The 16,140-nt window shown below is 71.8% G+C and carries 20 protein-coding genes; 14 read left to right on the top strand and 6 right to left on the bottom strand.

Annotated features, from left to right (window positions below; translation table 11 throughout):
- Positions 1-21 precede the first annotated feature (21 nt).
- Genes ABTY40_RS07535 through ABTY40_RS07525 form a run of 3 tightly spaced genes read right to left on the bottom strand, consistent with a single transcriptional unit; the run spans position 22 to position 2,754 of the window.
- The gene (locus ABTY40_RS07535; RefSeq protein WP_502990510.1) at positions 22-1,011 is read right to left on the bottom strand and encodes a COX15/CtaA family protein; all 990 of its coding nucleotides are present in this window, start codon (positions 1,009-1,011) and stop codon (positions 22-24) included.
- A 43-nt stretch (positions 1,012-1,054) separates the two neighbouring features.
- Positions 1,055-1,822: an ABC transporter permease gene (locus ABTY40_RS07530; protein WP_352058651.1), complete on the bottom strand. Its 768-nt coding sequence runs from the start codon at positions 1,820-1,822 to the stop codon at positions 1,055-1,057.
- Positions 1,819-2,754, bottom strand: coding sequence for an ABC transporter ATP-binding protein (locus tag ABTY40_RS07525; RefSeq protein WP_352058650.1), 936 nt, complete (start codon positions 2,752-2,754; stop codon positions 1,819-1,821). Before ABTY40_RS07525 ends, ABTY40_RS07530 begins: the two co-directional genes overlap by 4 nt.
- A gap of 126 nt (positions 2,755-2,880) precedes the next feature.
- Here ABTY40_RS07525 and ABTY40_RS07520 point away from each other — a divergent pair, with 126 nt between their 5' ends.
- The 9 genes from ABTY40_RS07520 (at position 2,881) to ABTY40_RS07480 (ending at position 10,357) form a co-directional block, all read left to right on the top strand.
- Positions 2,881-3,654: a DUF72 domain-containing protein gene (locus ABTY40_RS07520; protein ID WP_352058649.1), complete on the top strand. Its 774-nt coding sequence runs from the start codon at positions 2,881-2,883 to the stop codon at positions 3,652-3,654.
- A gap of 103 nt (positions 3,655-3,757) precedes the next feature.
- On the top strand, positions 3,758-4,483 hold the full coding sequence (locus ABTY40_RS07515) for a helix-turn-helix transcriptional regulator (protein ID WP_309050704.1): 726 nt from the start codon (positions 3,758-3,760) through the stop codon (positions 4,481-4,483).
- Positions 4,480-5,895: a Fe-S cluster assembly protein SufB gene (gene sufB / locus ABTY40_RS07510; RefSeq protein ID WP_352058648.1), complete on the top strand. Its 1,416-nt coding sequence runs from the start codon at positions 4,480-4,482 to the stop codon at positions 5,893-5,895. The genes ABTY40_RS07515 and sufB overlap by 4 nt, the downstream gene beginning before the upstream one ends.
- A gap of 60 nt (positions 5,896-5,955) precedes the next feature.
- Entirely contained in the window at positions 5,956-7,137 is a 1,182-nt protein-coding gene (sufD, locus tag ABTY40_RS07505; protein WP_352058647.1) for a Fe-S cluster assembly protein SufD, read from the top strand.
- Positions 7,137-7,454, top strand: coding sequence for a bifunctional 3-phenylpropionate/cinnamic acid dioxygenase ferredoxin subunit (locus ABTY40_RS07500; protein ID WP_030492833.1), 318 nt, complete (start codon positions 7,137-7,139; stop codon positions 7,452-7,454). The genes sufD and ABTY40_RS07500 overlap by 1 nt, the downstream gene beginning before the upstream one ends.
- Positions 7,455-7,461: 7 nt before the next feature.
- Complete coding sequence (gene sufC / locus ABTY40_RS07495; RefSeq protein ID WP_352058646.1) at positions 7,462-8,226, top strand: Fe-S cluster assembly ATPase SufC; 765 nt, start codon at positions 7,462-7,464, stop codon at positions 8,224-8,226.
- Positions 8,223-9,491: a cysteine desulfurase gene (locus ABTY40_RS07490; protein ID WP_309053394.1), complete on the top strand. Its 1,269-nt coding sequence runs from the start codon at positions 8,223-8,225 to the stop codon at positions 9,489-9,491. Before sufC ends, ABTY40_RS07490 begins: the two co-directional genes overlap by 4 nt.
- A 12-nt stretch (positions 9,492-9,503) precedes the next feature.
- Positions 9,504-9,974 (top strand): Fe-S cluster assembly sulfur transfer protein SufU, encoded by a 471-nt coding sequence (gene sufU, locus ABTY40_RS07485; protein WP_309053395.1) that lies wholly within the window; start codon positions 9,504-9,506, stop codon positions 9,972-9,974.
- 68 nt (positions 9,975-10,042) lie between these two features.
- Positions 10,043-10,357 carry a metal-sulfur cluster assembly factor gene (locus ABTY40_RS07480; RefSeq protein WP_309053396.1) on the top strand — a complete coding sequence of 105 codons (315 nt, stop codon included), beginning with the start codon at positions 10,043-10,045 and terminating at the stop codon, positions 10,355-10,357.
- Positions 10,358-10,435: 78 nt separating this feature from the next.
- Here ABTY40_RS07480 and ABTY40_RS07475 read toward each other — a convergent pair whose 3' ends face one another.
- Entirely contained in the window at positions 10,436-11,497 is a 1,062-nt protein-coding gene (locus ABTY40_RS07475) for a DUF7847 domain-containing protein (protein ID WP_352058645.1), read from the bottom strand.
- A gap of 63 nt (positions 11,498-11,560) precedes the next feature.
- Here ABTY40_RS07475 and ABTY40_RS07470 point away from each other — a divergent pair, with 63 nt between their 5' ends.
- The 4 genes from ABTY40_RS07470 to ABTY40_RS07455 are packed head-to-tail and all read left to right on the top strand — an operon-like array spanning position 11,561 to position 13,850.
- The gene (locus tag ABTY40_RS07470) at positions 11,561-11,881 is read left to right on the top strand and encodes a DMT family transporter (protein WP_352058644.1); all 321 of its coding nucleotides are present in this window, start codon (positions 11,561-11,563) and stop codon (positions 11,879-11,881) included.
- A complete protein-coding gene (locus tag ABTY40_RS07465) occupies positions 11,881-12,543 on the top strand; it encodes a TetR/AcrR family transcriptional regulator (RefSeq protein WP_352058643.1) in 663 nt (220 codons plus the stop codon). The genes ABTY40_RS07470 and ABTY40_RS07465 overlap by 1 nt, the downstream gene beginning before the upstream one ends.
- Positions 12,544-12,587: 44 nt before the next feature.
- Positions 12,588-13,571: a 2,3,4,5-tetrahydropyridine-2,6-dicarboxylate N-succinyltransferase gene (dapD, locus tag ABTY40_RS07460; RefSeq protein WP_352058642.1), complete on the top strand. Its 984-nt coding sequence runs from the start codon at positions 12,588-12,590 to the stop codon at positions 13,569-13,571.
- A gap of 60 nt (positions 13,572-13,631) precedes the next feature.
- Entirely contained in the window at positions 13,632-13,850 is a 219-nt protein-coding gene (locus ABTY40_RS07455) for a hypothetical protein (RefSeq protein WP_352058641.1), read from the top strand.
- Here ABTY40_RS07455 and dapA read toward each other — a convergent pair.
- Complete coding sequence (gene dapA / locus ABTY40_RS07450; protein ID WP_352058640.1) at positions 13,829-14,713, bottom strand: 4-hydroxy-tetrahydrodipicolinate synthase; 885 nt, start codon at positions 14,711-14,713, stop codon at positions 13,829-13,831. The two genes, ABTY40_RS07455 and dapA, sit on opposite strands and share 22 nt — an antisense overlap.
- A gap of 133 nt (positions 14,714-14,846) precedes the next feature.
- Here dapA and ABTY40_RS07445 point away from each other — a divergent pair, with 133 nt between their 5' ends.
- Positions 14,847-15,584 (top strand): SDR family NAD(P)-dependent oxidoreductase, encoded by a 738-nt coding sequence (locus ABTY40_RS07445; protein ID WP_352058639.1) that lies wholly within the window; start codon positions 14,847-14,849, stop codon positions 15,582-15,584.
- Positions 15,585-15,595: 11 nt separating this feature from the next.
- Here the strand turns inward: ABTY40_RS07445 and ABTY40_RS07440 are convergent, their stop codons facing one another.
- Complete coding sequence (locus ABTY40_RS07440; RefSeq protein WP_352058638.1) at positions 15,596-16,039, bottom strand: GNAT family N-acetyltransferase; 444 nt, start codon at positions 16,037-16,039, stop codon at positions 15,596-15,598.
- Between the last annotated feature and the right edge of the window lie 101 nt (positions 16,040-16,140).

Below are 16,140 nucleotides of genomic sequence, written 5' to 3'. Positions count from 1 at the left end.
TCCGGTACGCCCGGACGCCGCTCAGACGGTGGCGGGCTCCGGGTCGGCCTGGGCCGGGATCTCCGGGGCCGGGACCGGGCGCTCGCGCAGGCTCAGGGCGAGCCGCAGCACCGCGATCCACATCAGGGACGAGCCGAGCATGTGCAGGCCGACCAGCAGCTCGGGGACGCCGGTGAAGTACTGGACGTAGCCGATCGCCCCCTGAGCGAGGAGGACCAGCAGCAGGTCACGGGCGCGGGCCCGGGTGTCGTCCGGGGCGTCGACGACCCGCAGCACCAGCCACATCGCGACGGCGAGGGCGCAGACCACCCAGGCGGCGATGGCGTGCACGTGCGCGGCGGCGGTCCAGTCCCACGGCATACGGGGGACCTCGCTGCTGTCACCGGCGTGCTTGCCGGAACCGGTCACCCCCGTGCCGAGGACGATGAGCAGCGCGGAGACGCCGGTGATCGCCCAGGACAGCTTGCGAACCGGGCCCGGGACGCGTGGGCGGGGCGCGGTGTCGCCCTCGCGGGTGCGCTGCCAGGTGATCACCGCGACGGTGAGGAGCAGGTTGGCGGCGACGAAGTGGGCCGCGACCGTCCACGGGTTCAGTTCGAGGCGCACGGTGATGCCGCCGAGGACCGCGTTGAGCACGACGACCCAGAACTGCGCCCAGCCGAGCCGGGTCAGCCCGCGCCGCCACGGCTTGGTGGAGCGGGCGGCGACGATCGCCCAGCCGACCGCAGCCGACAGCACGTACGTCAGCAGGCGGTTGCCGAACTCGATGGCACCGTGGAGGCCCTGCTCGGGGGTGGCGAAGAGGCTGTCGTCCGTGCACTTGGGCCAGGTGTCGCAGCCGAGACCGGAACCGGTCAGCCGCACCGTGCCGCCCGTGACGATGATGACCACGCTCATCACGACGACGGAGAGCGCTGCGCGTCGGAGCGTCCGGGGGGACGGGGTCCAGCGCCGGGCGATGGAGGCGAGGGGGTTCAGCACGCGCCCTATCGTAGGCCGGGGCTTGTGCACGCTTTCACGAGGGGGTCGAAAGTACCTGAACGGAACGATCCGGTTACTCCCAGCGGAAGAACCGGGCCGCCGCGCCGAGCCCCAGGACCGCCCAGACGGCCAGGATCAGGGCGTCGCCCCAGGGCATGCCCGCCCCGCCCCGCAGCACGTCCCGGAGGCCGCCGGAGAGGGCCGAGATCGGCAGCAGTTCGAGCACCGCGCGGGCCGCGTCCGGGAACTTCTCCAGCGGGACGATCACCCCGCCGCCGACCAGGAGCAGCAGGAAGACCAGGTTGGCGGCGGCCAGCGTGGCCTCGGCCCGGAGCGTGCCGGCCATGAGCAGCCCCAGGCCCGAGAAGGCCGCCGTACCGAGGATCAGGAGCAGGGCCACCGGGAGCGGGCCGCCCTCCGGGGACCAGCCGAGCGCGAACGCGATCACCGTGAGGAGCGCGATCTGCAGGACCTCGGTGACCAGCACCGACAGCGTCTTGGCGGTCATCAGCGCCCAGCGGGGGAGCGGGGAGGCGCCGAGCCGCTTGAGGACCCCGTAGCGGCGCTCGAAGCCGGTCGCGATGGCCTGGCCGGTGAAGGCGGTGGACATCACGGCGAGGGCCAGGACGCCCGGGGCGAGGAAGTCGACGGCCTTCTCCGCGCCCGTGTCGACGACGTCGACGGTGGAGAAGAGGACCAGCAGCAGCGAGGGGATGACCACGGTGAGCAGCAGCTGCTCGCCGTTGCGCAGCAGCATCCGGGTCTCCAGGGCCGCCTGGGCGGCGATCATCCGGCCGACCGGGGCCGCCCCGGGCCTCGGGGAGTAGGTTCCCGTGCTCATCCGCGCAGCTCCTTGCCGGTCAGCTCCATGAAGACGTCCTCGAGGGTGTGGCGCTCGACCGCGATGCCCTCGGGCATGACGCCGTGCTGGGCGCACCAGGTGGTGACGGTGGCGAGCAGCTGCGGGTCCACGTCGCCGCTGATCCGGTACGCGCCCGGGGTGAGCTCGGCCGCGGCCGTGCCGTCGGGCAGCGCCTTGAGCAGCGAGCCGAGGTCGAGGCCGGGGCGGCCGGTGAAGCGCAGGGTGTTCTCGGCCCCGCCCCGGCACAGCTCCTCGGGGCTGCCCTGGGCGACGACCCGGCCGGCGTCGACGATCGCGACGTCGTCGGCGAGCTCCTCGGCCTCCTGCATGAAGTGCGTGGTCAGCACCGTGGTGACGCCGTCGGCGCGCAGCTCCCGGACGAGGTCCCAGGTGGCACGGCGGGCCTGCGGGTCCAGGCCGGCCGTCGGCTCGTCGAGGAAGACGAGTTCGGGGCGCCCGACGACGGCCAGGGCGAGGGCGAGGCGCTGCTGCTGGCCGCCGGAGAGGCGCCGGTAGACCGTACGCCCGCAGGAGCCGAGGCCCAGGCGCTCGATCAGGGCGTCCACGTCCAGCGGGTGGGCGTGCAGTTTCGCCATGTGGCGGAGCATCTCCTCGGCGCGGGCGCCGGAGTAGACCCCGCCGGACTGGAGCATGACGCCGATCCTGGGGCGCAGGGCGGCGGCGTCGGCGACCGGGTCGAGGCCGAGGACGCGGACGGTGCCGGCGTCGGCCCGGCGGTAGCCCTCGCAGGTCTCGACGGTGGTGGTCTTGCCGGCCCCGTTGGGGCCGAGGACGGCGGTGACGGTGCCGGTCCGCACGTCGAGGTCGAGGCCGTCGACGGCGGTCCTGTTGCCGTACCGCTTGACCAGGCCGCGCACACGGACGGCGGTGTCGACGGACTTTTCTCGCATGCCGGGAAGTCTAGAGAGCCCGGCGGGGCGGTCTCGGCGCGGGGCCCGCCCGGGGCCGGCCGCCGTTTCCGGATCCGCGAGCGCCCGCGCCGGGTGAGCCGCGCCGAACGGGGCAACCGCTGTCGTATGCCCGTGTTCGTCGGTACCTCAGGCTGGCAGTACCGGGACTGGCGCGGGGTCCTCTACCCGGAGGGCCTGCCCCAGCGGCTCTGGCTGGAGGAGTACGCGCGCCGGTTCGCCGCCGTGGAGAACAACAACGCCTTCTACCGGCTGCCCGAACGCCACACCTTCGCCGAGTGGCGCGACCGTACGCCGGAGGGGTTCGTCATGGCCGTGAAGGCCAGCCGTTTCCTCACGCACGTCAAACGCCTCAGGGACCCCGAGGAGCCCGTGGAACGGCTGCTGGGCCGGGCGCGGGCCCTCGGCGACCGGCTCGGGCCGGTGCTGCTCCAGCTGCCGCCCACGCTCCGCGCCGACGCCGGTCTCCTCGACGCCGCGCTGGCCCGCTTCCCGTCCGGGGTGCGCGTCGCGGTCGAGCCGCGGCACGAGACCTGGTGGACCGAGGAGATCGCCTCCGTCCTCGCCGCCCGGGGCGCCGCCCTGTGCTGGGCGGACCGCGGGTCCCGGCCGCTCACCCCGCTGTGGCGGACGGCCGGCTGGGGCTATCTGCGGCTGCACGAGGGACGGGCGCGGCCGTGGCCGGCCTATGGCCGGCAGGCGCTCGTGAGCTGGGCCGACAGGGTGGCCGCGAGCTGGCCGGAGGGGGCCGACGTGTACGTGTTCCTCAACAACGACCCGGGCGGCGCGGCCGTCCGCAACGCCGTCTCCTTCACCCGGGCGATGGCCGCGACGGGCCGCGCCGTGGCGCGTCCGGCGGCTCCCGCGACCGGTCCGGAGTGATCGTTTCCGCAGGTCAGGTAAGCCTTACCTGCGTGACGCAGAGCACCGTCACCGGTCCGGGCCTCGCTTGTCACCCCCGGATTAATTACGCAACAATGGCGTTGTGAAAAACGTAGGCGCGGCTCCCGTGGAGGAACTCGCGACCCGTGAGCGTTCGACGCGCAACCGGGTCGCGCGCTCGATCCTGGACCACGGGCCGTCGACCGTCGCCGATCTGGCCGAGCGGCTCGGCCTCACCCAGGCAGCCGTCCGGCGCCACCTCGACGCGCTCGTCGCCGAGAAGGTCGTCGAACCCCGGGAGAAGCGGGTCTACGGGACCCGGGCCCGGGGACGTCCCGCCAAGGTCTTCGCGCTCACCGACTGCGGCCGGGACGCCTTCGACCAGTCGTACGACTCCCTCGCCGTCGAGGCGCTCCGCTGGATCGAGCGCAACGCCGGAGGAGAGGCGGCCGTCGCCGCCTTCGCCCGCGACCGGATCGAGGCCCAGGCCGAGTCCTACCGCGAGGCCGTGGAGTCGGCCCCGCCCGAACGCCGGACCGAGGCGCTGGCCAAGGCCCTGACGGCGGACGGGTACGCTGCCACCGCGCGGAACGCGCCGGTCGGCGAGCAGCTCTGCCAGCACCACTGCCCGGTCGCCCACGTCGCCGAGCAGTACCCCCAGCTGTGCGAGGCGGAAACGGAGATCTTCTCCCGCCTCCTGGGAACGCACGTCCAGCGTCTCGCCACCATCGCGCATGGTGACGGCGTCTGTACCACGTTCATCCCGCACGGCGCCCCACAGACCACCGAAACAGCATCCGCAAGCACGGCCGGGAGGAACCCCGCATGACCACCGAGATCAGCCACCCCGAGCTCGAGGGCCTGGGTCGGTACGAGTACGGCTGGGCCGACTCCGACGCGGCCGGTGCCGCCGCCAAGCGCGGCCTGGGCGAGGACGTCGTCCGCGACATCTCCGCGAAGAAGAACGAGCCCGAGTGGATGCTGAAGCTGCGTCTCAAGGGGCTGAAGCTGTTCGACAAGAAGCCCATGCCGACCTGGGGCTCCGACCTGTCGGGCATCGACTTCGACAACATCAAGTACTTCGTTCGGTCCACCGAGAAGCAGGCGGAGTCCTGGGAGGACCTCCCGGAGGACATCAAGAACACGTACGACAAGCTCGGCATCCCGGAGGCGGAGAAGCAGCGCCTCGTCGCCGGTGTCGCCGCCCAGTACGAGTCCGAGGTCGTCTACCACCAGATCCGCGAGGACCTGGAGGAGCAGGGCGTCATCTTCGTCGACACCGACACCGCGCTGAAGGAGCACGAGGAACTCTTCAAGGAGTACTTCGGCACCGTCATCCCGGTCGGCGACAACAAGTTCGCCTCGCTCAACACGGCCGTGTGGTCCGGCGGCTCGTTCATCTACGTCCCCAAGGGCGTGCACGTCGAGATCCCGCTCCAGGCCTACTTCCGCATCAACACGGAGAACATGGGCCAGTTCGAGCGGACGCTGATCATCGTCGACGAGGACGCCTACGTCCACTACGTCGAGGGCTGCACCGCGCCGATCTACTCCTCGGACTCGCTGCACAGCGCCGTGGTCGAGATCATCGTCAAGAAGGGCGGCCGCTGCCGCTACACGACCATCCAGAACTGGTCGAACAACGTCTACAACCTGGTGACCAAGCGCGCCGTCGCCTACGAGGGCGCCACCATGGAGTGGGTCGACGGCAACATCGGCTCCAAGGTCACCATGAAGTACCCGGCCGTCTACCTCATGGGCGAGCACGCCAAGGGCGAGACCCTCTCCATCGCCTTCGCGGGCGAGGGCCAGCACCAGGACGCCGGCGCCAAGATGGTCCACATGGCCCCGAACACCTCCTCCAACATCGTCTCCAAGTCGGTGGCGCGAGGCGGCGGCCGCACCTCCTACCGCGGTCTCATCGAGATCGGCGAGGGTGCCCCGGGCGCCAAGTCCAACGTGCTCTGCGACGCGCTGCTCGTCGACACCATCTCCCGCTCCGACACGTACCCCTACGTGGACGTGCGCGAGGACGACGTCTCCATGGGCCACGAGGCCACGGTCTCCAAGGTCTCCGAGGACCAGCTGTTCTACCTGATGAGCCGCGGCCTCACCGAGTTCGAGGCCATGGCCATGATCGTCCGCGGCTTCGTCGAGCCCATCGCGAAGGAGCTCCCGATGGAGTACGCGCTGGAGCTCAACCGGCTGATCGAGCTGCAGATGGAAGGCGCGGTCGGCTAAGTCCCTCCGCACCAGCAGCGACCGTTTCCACGTACGCAGGAAGAGAGCAACACGACAGCCATGGCTGAGGCCCAGAACATCCCGGCGGGCTCCACCACCGCCGGCTCGATCGCGGTGGCCGCCGAGTCCACCGTCGCCACGCGCATGAGCGCGCCCCCGTCCTTCGACGTCGCGGACTTCCCCGTGCCGCACGGCCGCGAGGAGGAGTGGCGCTTCACCCCGCTGGAGCGGCTGCGCGGGCTCCACGACGGCACCGCGGTGGCCACGGGCGAGGGCGTCAAGGTCGAGATCCAGGCCCCCGAGGGCGTCACGGTGGAGACCGTCGGCCGCGACGACGAGCGGCTCGGCCGGGCGGGCACGCCCGTCGACCGCGTCGCCGCCCAGGCGTACTCGTCCTTCGAGAAGGCCTCGGTCGTCACCGTCGCCAAGGAGGCCGTCCTCGCCGAGCCGATCCGCATCGCCGTCCACGGCGAGGGCGGGGTCGCCTTCGGCCACCAGGTCATCGAGCTCGGCGCCTTCGCCGAGGCCGTCGTGGTCATCGACCACACCGGTGACGCGGTGCTCGCCGCCAACGTCGACTACGTCCTCGGCGACGGCGCCAAGCTCACCGTCGTCTCCGTCCAGGACTGGGACGAGAAGGCCGTCCACGTCGCCCAGCACAACGCGCTGGTCGGCCGCGACGCCTCCTTCAAGTCGGTCGTGGTGACCTTCGGCGGCGACCTGGTCCGCATCCACCCGCGCGTGGCCTACGCCGCCCCGGGCGGTTCGGCGGAGCTGTTCGGCCTGTACTTCACCGACGCCGGCCAGCACCAGGAGCACCGCCTCCTGGTCGACCACAACACCCCGCACTGCACCTCCAACGTGGCCTACAAGGGCGCGCTGCAGGGCCAGGACGCGCACGCCGTGTGGATCGGTGACGTCCTCATCCAGGCCGCGGCCGAGGGCACGGACACCTACGAGCTCAACCGGAACCTCGTCCTCACCGACGGCGCCCGGGTCGACTCCGTCCCCAACCTGGAGATCGAGACCGGCGAGATCGCCGGCGCCGGCCACGCCTCCGCCACCGGCCGGTTCGACGACGAGCAGCTGTTCTACCTGATGTCCCGCGGCATCCCGGCGGCCGACGCCCGCCGCCTGGTCGTCCGCGGCTTCTTCGCGGAGCTGGTCCAGCAGATCGGTCTGCCGGACGTCGAGGAGCGCCTGATCGCCAAGATCGAGGCCGAGCTGGAGGCCTCCGTCTGATGGCCTTCGTCCGCGTCTGCGCGCTGAGCGAGCTGGAGGCCGACACCCCGAAGCGGGTGGAGGTCGACGGCACGCCCGTCTCGGTGGTGCGTACCGAGGGCGAGGTGTTCGCCATCAACGACATCTGCTCGCACGCCAACGTCTCCCTCTCCGAGGGCGAGGTCGAGGACTGCGCCATCGAGTGCTGGCTGCACGGCTCCAGCTTCGACCTCCGCACCGGCAAGCCGTCCGGCCTTCCCGCGACGCGCCCCGTCCCCGTATACCCCGTAAAGATCGAAGGGGACGATGTGCTCGTCTCCGTCACCCAGGAGTCCTGAGTCACCCATGGCAACGCTCGAAATCCACGACCTGCACGTCTCCGTCGATGCGGAGAACGGCCCCCGCGAGATCCTCAAGGGCGTCGACCTGACCATCAAGCAGGGCGAGACCCACGCGGTCATGGGCCCGAACGGCTCCGGCAAGTCGACCCTGGCGTACTCCCTGGCCGGACACCCGAAGTACACGATCACCGGCGGCACCGTCACCCTCGACGGTGAGGACGTCCTGGAGATGTCGGTCGACGAGCGCGCCCGCGCCGGCGTGTTCCTCGCCATGCAGTACCCGGTCGAGGTCCCCGGTGTCTCGGTCTCCAACTTCCTGCGCACCTCCGCCACCGCCGTCCGCGGCGAGGCCCCCAAGCTCCGCACCTGGGTGAAGGAGGTCAAGGAGGCCATGGAGAAGCTCCACATGGACCCGGCCTTCGCCGAGCGCAACGTCAACGAGGGCTTCTCCGGCGGTGAGAAGAAGCGCCACGAGATCCTTCAGCTCGAGCTGCTCAAGCCGAAGATCGCGATCCTCGACGAGACCGACTCCGGCCTGGACGTCGACGCGCTGCGCATCGTCTCCGAGGGCGTCAACCGCGTCCGCGAGACCGGCGAGGTCGGCACCCTGCTGATCACGCACTACACGCGCATCCTGCGCTACATCAAGCCCGACTTCGTGCACGTCTTCGCGAACGGCCGCATCGTCGAGTCCGGCGGCGCCGAGCTCGCCGACCAGCTGGAGAACGAGGGCTACGACAAGTACGTGAAGGGTGGCGCATCCGCGTGACTTCCGCCCATCAGGGGCTGACCGGCCTCCTCGACACCGAGGCGATCCGCAAGGACTTCCCGCTCCTGGACCGCGTGGTCCACGACGGCAAGAAGATCGTGTACCTGGACTCCGCGGCGACCTCGCAGAAGCCGCGCCAGGTCCTCGACGCCCTCAATACGTACTACGAGCGGCACAACGCCAACGTCCACCGCGGCGTCTACACGGTCGCCGAGGAGGCCACCGCGCTGTACGAGGGCGCCCGCGACAAGGTCGCCGCCTTCATCAACGCGCCGAGCCGCGACGAGGTGATCTTCACCAAGAACGCCTCGGAGTCGCTCAACCTCGTGGCCAACATGCTGGGCTGGGCCGACGAGCCCTACCGCGTGGACCACGAGACCGAGATCGCGATCACGGAGATGGAGCACCACTCCAACATCGTCCCGTGGCAGCTGCTCTCGCAGCGCACCGGCGCGAAGCTGAAGTGGTTCGGCCTCACCGACGACGGCCGTCTCGACCTCTCGAACATCGAGGAGGTCATCACCGAGAAGACGAAGATCGTCTCCTTCACGCTGGTCTCGAACCTCCTCGGCACGGTGAACCCGGTCGAGACGATCATCCGGCGTGCCCAGGAGGTCGGTGCCCTCGTCTGCATCGACGCCTCCCAGGCGGCCCCGCACATGGTGCTGGACGTGCAGGCGCTCCAGGCCGACTTCGTGGCCTTCACCGGCCACAAGATGTGCGGCCCGACCGGCATCGGCGTGCTGTGGGGACGGCAGGAGCTCCTGGAGGACCTCCCGCCCTTCCTCGGTGGCGGCGAGATGATCGAGACCGTCTCGATGCACTCCTCGACCTACGCGCCGGCCCCGCACAAGTTCGAGGCCGGTACGCCCCCGATCGCCCAGGCCGTCGGGCTCGGTGCCGCCGTGGACTACCTGTCCGCGATCGGCATGGAGAACATCGCGCGCCACGAGCACGCCATCACCGAGTACGCCGTCCGGCGCCTCCAGGAGGTCCCGGACCTGCGGATCATCGGCCCCACGACGGCCGAGGACCGCGGCGCGGCGATCTCCTTCACGCTCGGGGACATCCACCCCCACGACGTGGGGCAGGTGCTGGACGAGCAGGGCATCGCGGTCCGGGTCGGCCACCACTGCGCGCGGCCGGTCTGCCTGCGGTACGGAATTCCTGCGACCACGCGGGCGTCGTTCTATCTGTACTCCACTCCGGCCGAGGTCGACGCCCTGGTCGAGGGGCTGGAGCACGTCCGTAACTTCTTCGGATAGGGCGGCTGAGCTGTGAAGCTGGATTCGATGTACCAGGACGTCATCCTGGACCACTACAAGCACCCCCACGGGCGGGGCTTGCGGGACGGCGACGCCGAGGTGCACCACGTCAACCCGACGTGCGGCGACGAGATCACGCTCCGCGTGAAGTACGACGGCGACCGCATCGAGGACGTCTCGTACGAGGGCCAGGGCTGCTCCATCAGCCAGGCGTCGGCCTCCGTCCTCAACGAGCTGCTCGTCGGCAAGGAGCTGGCCGAGGCGCAGAAGATCCAGGGCACCTTCCTGGAGCTGATGCAGTCCAAGGGTCAGATCGAGCCCGATGACGCGATGGAGGAGATCCTGGAGGACGCGGTCGCGTTCGCCGGGGTGTCCAAGTACCCGGCCCGGGTGAAGTGCGCGCTGCTCAGCTGGATGGCGTGGAAGGACGCGACGGCTCAGGCGCTGGGGGACTCCGATACATCTGTGAGGAAGTCGGCATGACCGAGAACGCGACCGAGAACGCGACCGAGAGCGCGGTGGACACGGCCCCCGAGGCCGGGGCGGGCGCCATGAAGCCGGCCTCCGAGGAGGAGGTCCGCGAGGCCCTGTACGACGTGGTCGACCCCGAGCTGGGCATCGACGTCGTCAACCTGGGCCTGATCTACGGCATCCACATCGACGACTCCAACGTCGCGACGCTGGACATGACCCTGACGTCGGCGGCCTGTCCGCTGACGGACGTGATCGAGGACCAGGCGAAGTCCGCCACCGACGGGCTCGTCCGGGAACTGAAGATCAACTGGGTCTGGATGCCGCCGTGGGGCCCGGACAAGATCACGGACGACGGCCGGGAGCAGCTGCGCGCGCTCGGCTTCAACGTCTGACCGCGCGACCTCTCGCGTACCCGCGGAACGGCCGCGCCCTGCGGAAGGGCGCGGCCGTTCCCGTACGCCGTCGCGGGCTCAGTACCCCGCCGCGCGGGCCAGCTCCGGGCCCAGGTTCTCCTTGCGCAGGCGCTGGTCGACGTAGAGCAGGGCCGTCACCAGGGGCGGGAAGACGGAGACGATCACCTGGCTGACCAGCTGGCCGAGGAGCATCACGGCCACCACCACGACGACGGCGGCGATCACCGTGGCCGGCTCGCCGTCCGAGAAGTCCAGGCCGGCCAGCGGCGTGGAGACGACCAGGGACAGGATCTGCTGGATCAGCCAGCTGACCACGGTCGTCATCAGCCCGACGAGCAGCAGGATGCCGAAGACGCGCCACCAGGAGCCGCGGACGAGGTCGGAGGAGCGGCGCATCGAGGCGAAGGCGCCCTGGCCCTCCATCACGGCCGCCGCCGGGGCCAGGCTGAACTTCACCCAGATCCACAGCGCGAGCGGGGTGACGAGCAGGGCGGTCGCCAGCGCGATCAGGGCCACCGTCCACCCCTCGCTGTCCGAGAGGCCCGAGGCGGTGTCCACGGAGGCGATCATCCCGATCACCATGCCGACGAAGGCCACGAGCATGAGCAGCAGGGGCACCGCGAGGGCGAGACTGGTGAGGATCACCGTCCCGAGCACGGAGGGCATGCGGGCCCAGGAGCGGCGCCAGAGCGCGCCGAAGGTGAGGGAGCGGCCGAGGACGGCCTCCTGGACCACGGCGGGGCAGGCGGCGGCCATCACCGCGTTCGCGCAGAGGACGACGAGCGTCCCGGCGATCCAGACGCAGACGAAGGCGAAGAGGAGCGGCCGGACGTCGTCCCAGGGCGGCTCCTGGCCGTCCGGGGTGTCGAAGACCGCGGGGAAGAGATCGCCCACGGCGGCGAACGCGAGCAGGAGGGCGGCCCCCACGAGCAGGATGGCTCCACCGTAGACGGCGGCCGCGAGGCCGAGCAGCTGCTTCCAGTGGCGGCCGAAGGTGCCGAAGGCACCGGAGAGAATCGCGCCGAGGCCGAGCGGCGCGAGGGGTATCACGCCGGGCTTCGGCGGCGGGGGCGGGTAGCCGCCGTAGCCGTAGGGCGGAGGAGCAGGGGGGTACGTCATGCGGGACACCGTATCGGCAGCCGATGTGTACGGTCGTACACATACGCCGATACGCTCGTCCCCATGGGATACGCACTGCTGGCGGGCGCCATCGTGGCGGAGATCCTCGCCACCACCTCCATGAAGTACAGCGACGGCTTCACCCGGCTCTGGCCCTCGGTGATCACGGGTGTCGGTTACGTCGTCGCCTTCGCGCTCCTCGCTCAGGCCCTCAAGACGCTCCAGGTCGGCACCGCGTACGCCATCTGGTCCGGGGCCGGCACCGCCGCCGTCGCCGCCCTCGGCGTCCTCTTCCTCGGCGAGACCCTCAGCCTCGCCAAGATCGCCGGGATCGTGCTCATCATCGCGGGGGTCGTCGTCCTCAACCTCGGGGGCGCGCACTGATGGCCCGCGCCCGCCGCCACGACCCCGAGCGGCGCGCACGGATCGTCGACGCGGCCCTGCGGGTGGTCGCCCGGCGGGGGATCGCGGGCCTGAGCCACCGCACCGCCGCCGCCGAGGCCGACGTGCCGCTGGGCTCCACCACGTACCACTTCGCCTCCCTCGACGAACTGCTCGTCGCCGCGCTCCGCAAGGCCTGCGAGGGCTTCGGACGGCGGCTGCGCGCGCACCCGGCCCTGGCGGACCCGGCGGCCGGCCTCGCCCCCGCCCTCGCCGGGCTCCTGGCGGAATGGCTCGACGGCGCGCGGGCGGGTACGGAGCTGGAGTACGAGCTCTACCTCGCCGCCCTGCGCCGCCCCGCCCTGCGCCCGGTCGCCGCCGAGTGGACCGAGGCCGTCGCCGCGGTGCTCGAGCGTCGCACCGACCCCTCCACCGCCCGCGCCGCGATCGCCCTCATGGACGGCATCTGCCTCCAGGTCCTCCTGACCGGCGGCCGGTACGACGAGGGGTACGCGCGCGAGATGCTCACCCGCGTCCTGCGCGAGGATCCGTCCGCGGCGGGACGGGGAGAGGCGGGCGACCGGGGCGCCGGCGGACCGGAGGAAGGACCGAACCGGCCGGCCGGCGGTTCGTCGCAACCGCCGGAGGAGCGGACCGACTCCTGAGACCGGTTGGCCCGCGCGGGGCCCCGCCGGTTAGGTTTTCCGTCATGACCACTGCTCCTCGCACCACCGGCGCCGTCGCCGCCGGCCTCGCCACCCTCGCCGGTGACGGCACCGTTCTCGACACCTGGTTCCCCGCTCCCGAGCTGACCGACGCGCCCGGCCCCGCCGGCACCGAGCGCCTCTCCCCCGAGGCGGCGGTGAACGCCCTCGGCGAGGGCGCCGCCAAGGCCCTCGGCGTGGACGCCCGCCGGGGCGTCGAGGTGGTCGCCGTCCGCACCGTCATCGCCTCGCTCGACGAGAAGCCGCTCGACGCGCACGACGCCTACCTGCGCCTGCACCTGCTGAGCCACCGGCTCGTCAGGCCGCACGGCCAGAGCCTGGACGGCGTCTTCGGCCTCCTCGCCAACGTCGCCTGGACCTCGCTCGGCCCGGTCGCCGTGGACGACGTCGAGAAGGTCCGGCTCAACGCCCGCGCCGAGGGCCTTCACCTCCAGGTGACCTCGATCGACAAGTTCCCCCGCATGACCGACTACGTCGTGCCCGCCGGCGTCCGCATCGCCGACGCCGACCGGGTCCGCCTTGGCGCCCACCTGGCCGCCGGCACCACCGTCATGCACGAGGGCTTCGTCAACTTCAACGCGGGCACCCTCGGCACCTCCATGGTCGAGGGCCGCATCTCCGCCGGTGTCGTCGTCGGCGACGGCTCCGACATCGGCGGCGGCGCCTCCACCATGGGCACCCTGTCCGGCGGCGGCAACGTCGTCATCTCCATCGGCGAGCGCTGCCTGATCGGCGCCGAGGCGGGCGTCGGCATCGCCCTCGGCGACGAGTGCGTCGTCGAGGCCGGCCTGTACGTGACCGCGGGCACCCGCGTCACCATGCCCGACGGTCAGATCGTCAAGGCCCGCGAGCTGTCCGGCGCCTCGAACATCCTCTTCCGCCGCAACTCGGTCACCGGCGCCGTCGAGGCCCGCCCGAACAACGCGGTCTGGGGCGGCCTGAACGACATCCTCCACAGCCACAACTGATCCGGTGACTCCGCGTTAACAAGGCGCGGGGTCACCTGAACGGATCAACGAGGAGTCGACATGAGGACCAGGCCCACGATCGCCGGACTGCTCACGGCGGCGGTGGTACTGCTGCCGGCGGGGGCGGCCCGGGCCGACGAGACCCACACCCACCAGGGACCCGCGGTCACCAACGGGCCGAGCCTCTCGCTCCACACGGGGCAGATCGACGACCCGCTGGAGGACGTCCTGGAGCACGCGGCGCTCCTCGGCCGGACCTACACCACCGACTCCGCCTGAGCCAGGGCCTCGTACGCAGCCCGCAGCCCGTCGACCGCCGGCCGGTCGGCGGGCTGCAGCGGTTCGCGCACCGTTCCGCCCAGCAGCGCCTTGACCGCCACGGTGCCCGGCAGGCCGGAGGCCATCATCAGTTCGGCCAGCGGCAGGGTCCGCGCGTGGAGCCGGGCCGCCCGGGCCGTGTCGCCCGCGTCGAAGGCGTCCAGGACCTCCCGGAGCCGGCGGGGCGCCACATTGGCCACCGTGCTGATGAAGCCCGCGCCGCCGAGCGCGTACAGCGGCAGGTTCAGCTCCTCGCAGCCCGAGTAGTAGGCGAGCGGGGTCTCCGCGATCAGCCGGCCCGCGGCGTACAGGTCGTAGGAGCAGTCCTTCACCGCCACGATCCGCGGGTGCTCCGCCAGGCGCCGCAAGGTGGCCGGCTCGACCCGGGTGCCGGTGCGGCCCGGGATGTCGTACACCACCACCGGCAGCCCGGTCGCGTCCGCCACCCGCAGGAAGTACGTCTCCACCGCGGCCTGCGGCGGCCGGCTGTAGTACGGGGAGGCGACGAGCAGCCCGTCCGCCCCCGCTTCCTCGGCCTGCCGCGCCAGCTCCACCGTGTGCCGGGTGTCGGCCGTCCCGGCCCCCGTCAGCAGCGGCACGTCCGGCCCGACGGCCGCGCGCACGGCGCGGACCAGTGCCGCCTTCTCGGCGTCCGAGGTGGTCGGGGACTCGCCGGTGGTGCCGTTGAGGACCAGCCCGTCACAGCCCTCCGCGACGAGCCGGACCGCCAGCTCGCCCGCCCGGTCCGGGTCGAGGTCGCCGGAGGGCGTGAACGGGGTGATCATCGCGCAGAGCGCGCGGCCGAAAGGGCGTTCAGTGCTCATGCGGAGAGTCTGGGCGGCCGCGACCGTGAAGGTCCACTTAGATCTGCTTGGTCCGAGGATTCAGTTCCGCTGAACGACGGGTCTCTGGCATGATCGGCCCGGCGCGACAGGGGGACATGGAGAACACCACAGCATGAGCGAACAGCGCGTCGCACTCGTCACCGGCTCGTCCTCGGGCATCGGAGCCGCCGTCGCCCGCCGGCTCGCCGCGGCCGGCATCCGGGTCGCCGTCAACTCCGCACGCTCCGCGGAGGCCGGCGAGCGGATCGCCGCCGAACTGCCCGGCGCCGCCTACTTCCGGGCCGACGTCTCCGACGAGGTCCAGGCCGCCGCCCTCGTGGAGCGGACCGTGGAGACCTTCGGGCGCCTCGACCACCTGGTCACCTGCGCCGGCACCACCCGGTTCATCCCGCACGAGGACTTGGCGGCCGCCACCCCCGAGGTCTGGCGCCACCTCTACGACGTCAACGTCCTCGGCGTCTGGCAGACCGTCACCGCCGCCGTCCCGCACCTGCGGAAGGCCCGCGGCAGCATCGTCACCGTCTCCTCCCAGGCGGGCGTCCGGCCCGGCGGCAGCTCCATCCCGTACGCCGTCTCCAAGGCCGCCGTGAACCACCTGACGAAGCTCCTCGCCAAGACCCTCGGCCCCGACATCCGGGTCAACGCGGTCGCCCCCGGCTTCGTCGACACCCCCTGGTTCGACGGCGTCGAAGGCGCCGACGCCGCCAAGGAGCACGTCGCGGGCGCCGTACCGCTGCGCCGGATCGGCCGCCCCGAAGACATCGCCGGGGCCGTCTTCGACCTCGCCCACTCCTCGTACATCACCGGCGAGGTGCTTCTGGTCGACGGCGGCGGGCACCTGCTCGGCTGAGGTCCGGGCCGTCAGAGGGCCAGTTTGAAGCCGTCGTGGCTGCGCGCGAACCCCAGCGAGGCGTAGAAGCGGTGGGCTGCCTCCCGCCGCTTGTCACTGGTCAGCTGGACCAGCGCGCAGCCACGGCCGCGCGCCCGCGCCACGGCCCGCTCCATCAGGTCACGGCCCAGACCGCCGCCCCGGCGGTCGGCCCGGATCCGGACCGCCTCGAACAGGGCCCGCTCCGCGCCGCCCTTGCCGAGCCCCGGTATGTAGGTGGCCTGGAGGCAGCCGAGGACCGGGCCGCCGTCCACCAGGACCAGCAGCTCGTTGCGCGGGTCGGCCGTGATGGCCGCGAAGGCCCGCTCGTACGCCTCCGTGACCACCACCGAGGCGGGATCGACGACGGTCTCCTCGCCGGCCAGCAGGGCGAGGACCTCGGGGAGTTCGGCGCGGGTGGCCGGTCGGAGAATCATGGCCGGAAGTGTGCCATGCCGGCCTTGACCTCAACTTTGGTCGAGGTACGAGGGTGGGTCGTGCCCGGGAGGCCCCTCCCGGTGAACGGCCCCGACCGCTC

This window comes from Streptomyces sp. NPDC126503 (assembly GCF_040302405.1).
GTDB lineage: Bacteria > Actinomycetota > Actinomycetes > Streptomycetales > Streptomycetaceae > Streptomyces > Streptomyces gulbargensis.
The sequence above is the reverse complement of the archived record's forward strand: the minus strand, read 5'-3'. Positions and strand labels throughout refer to the sequence as shown.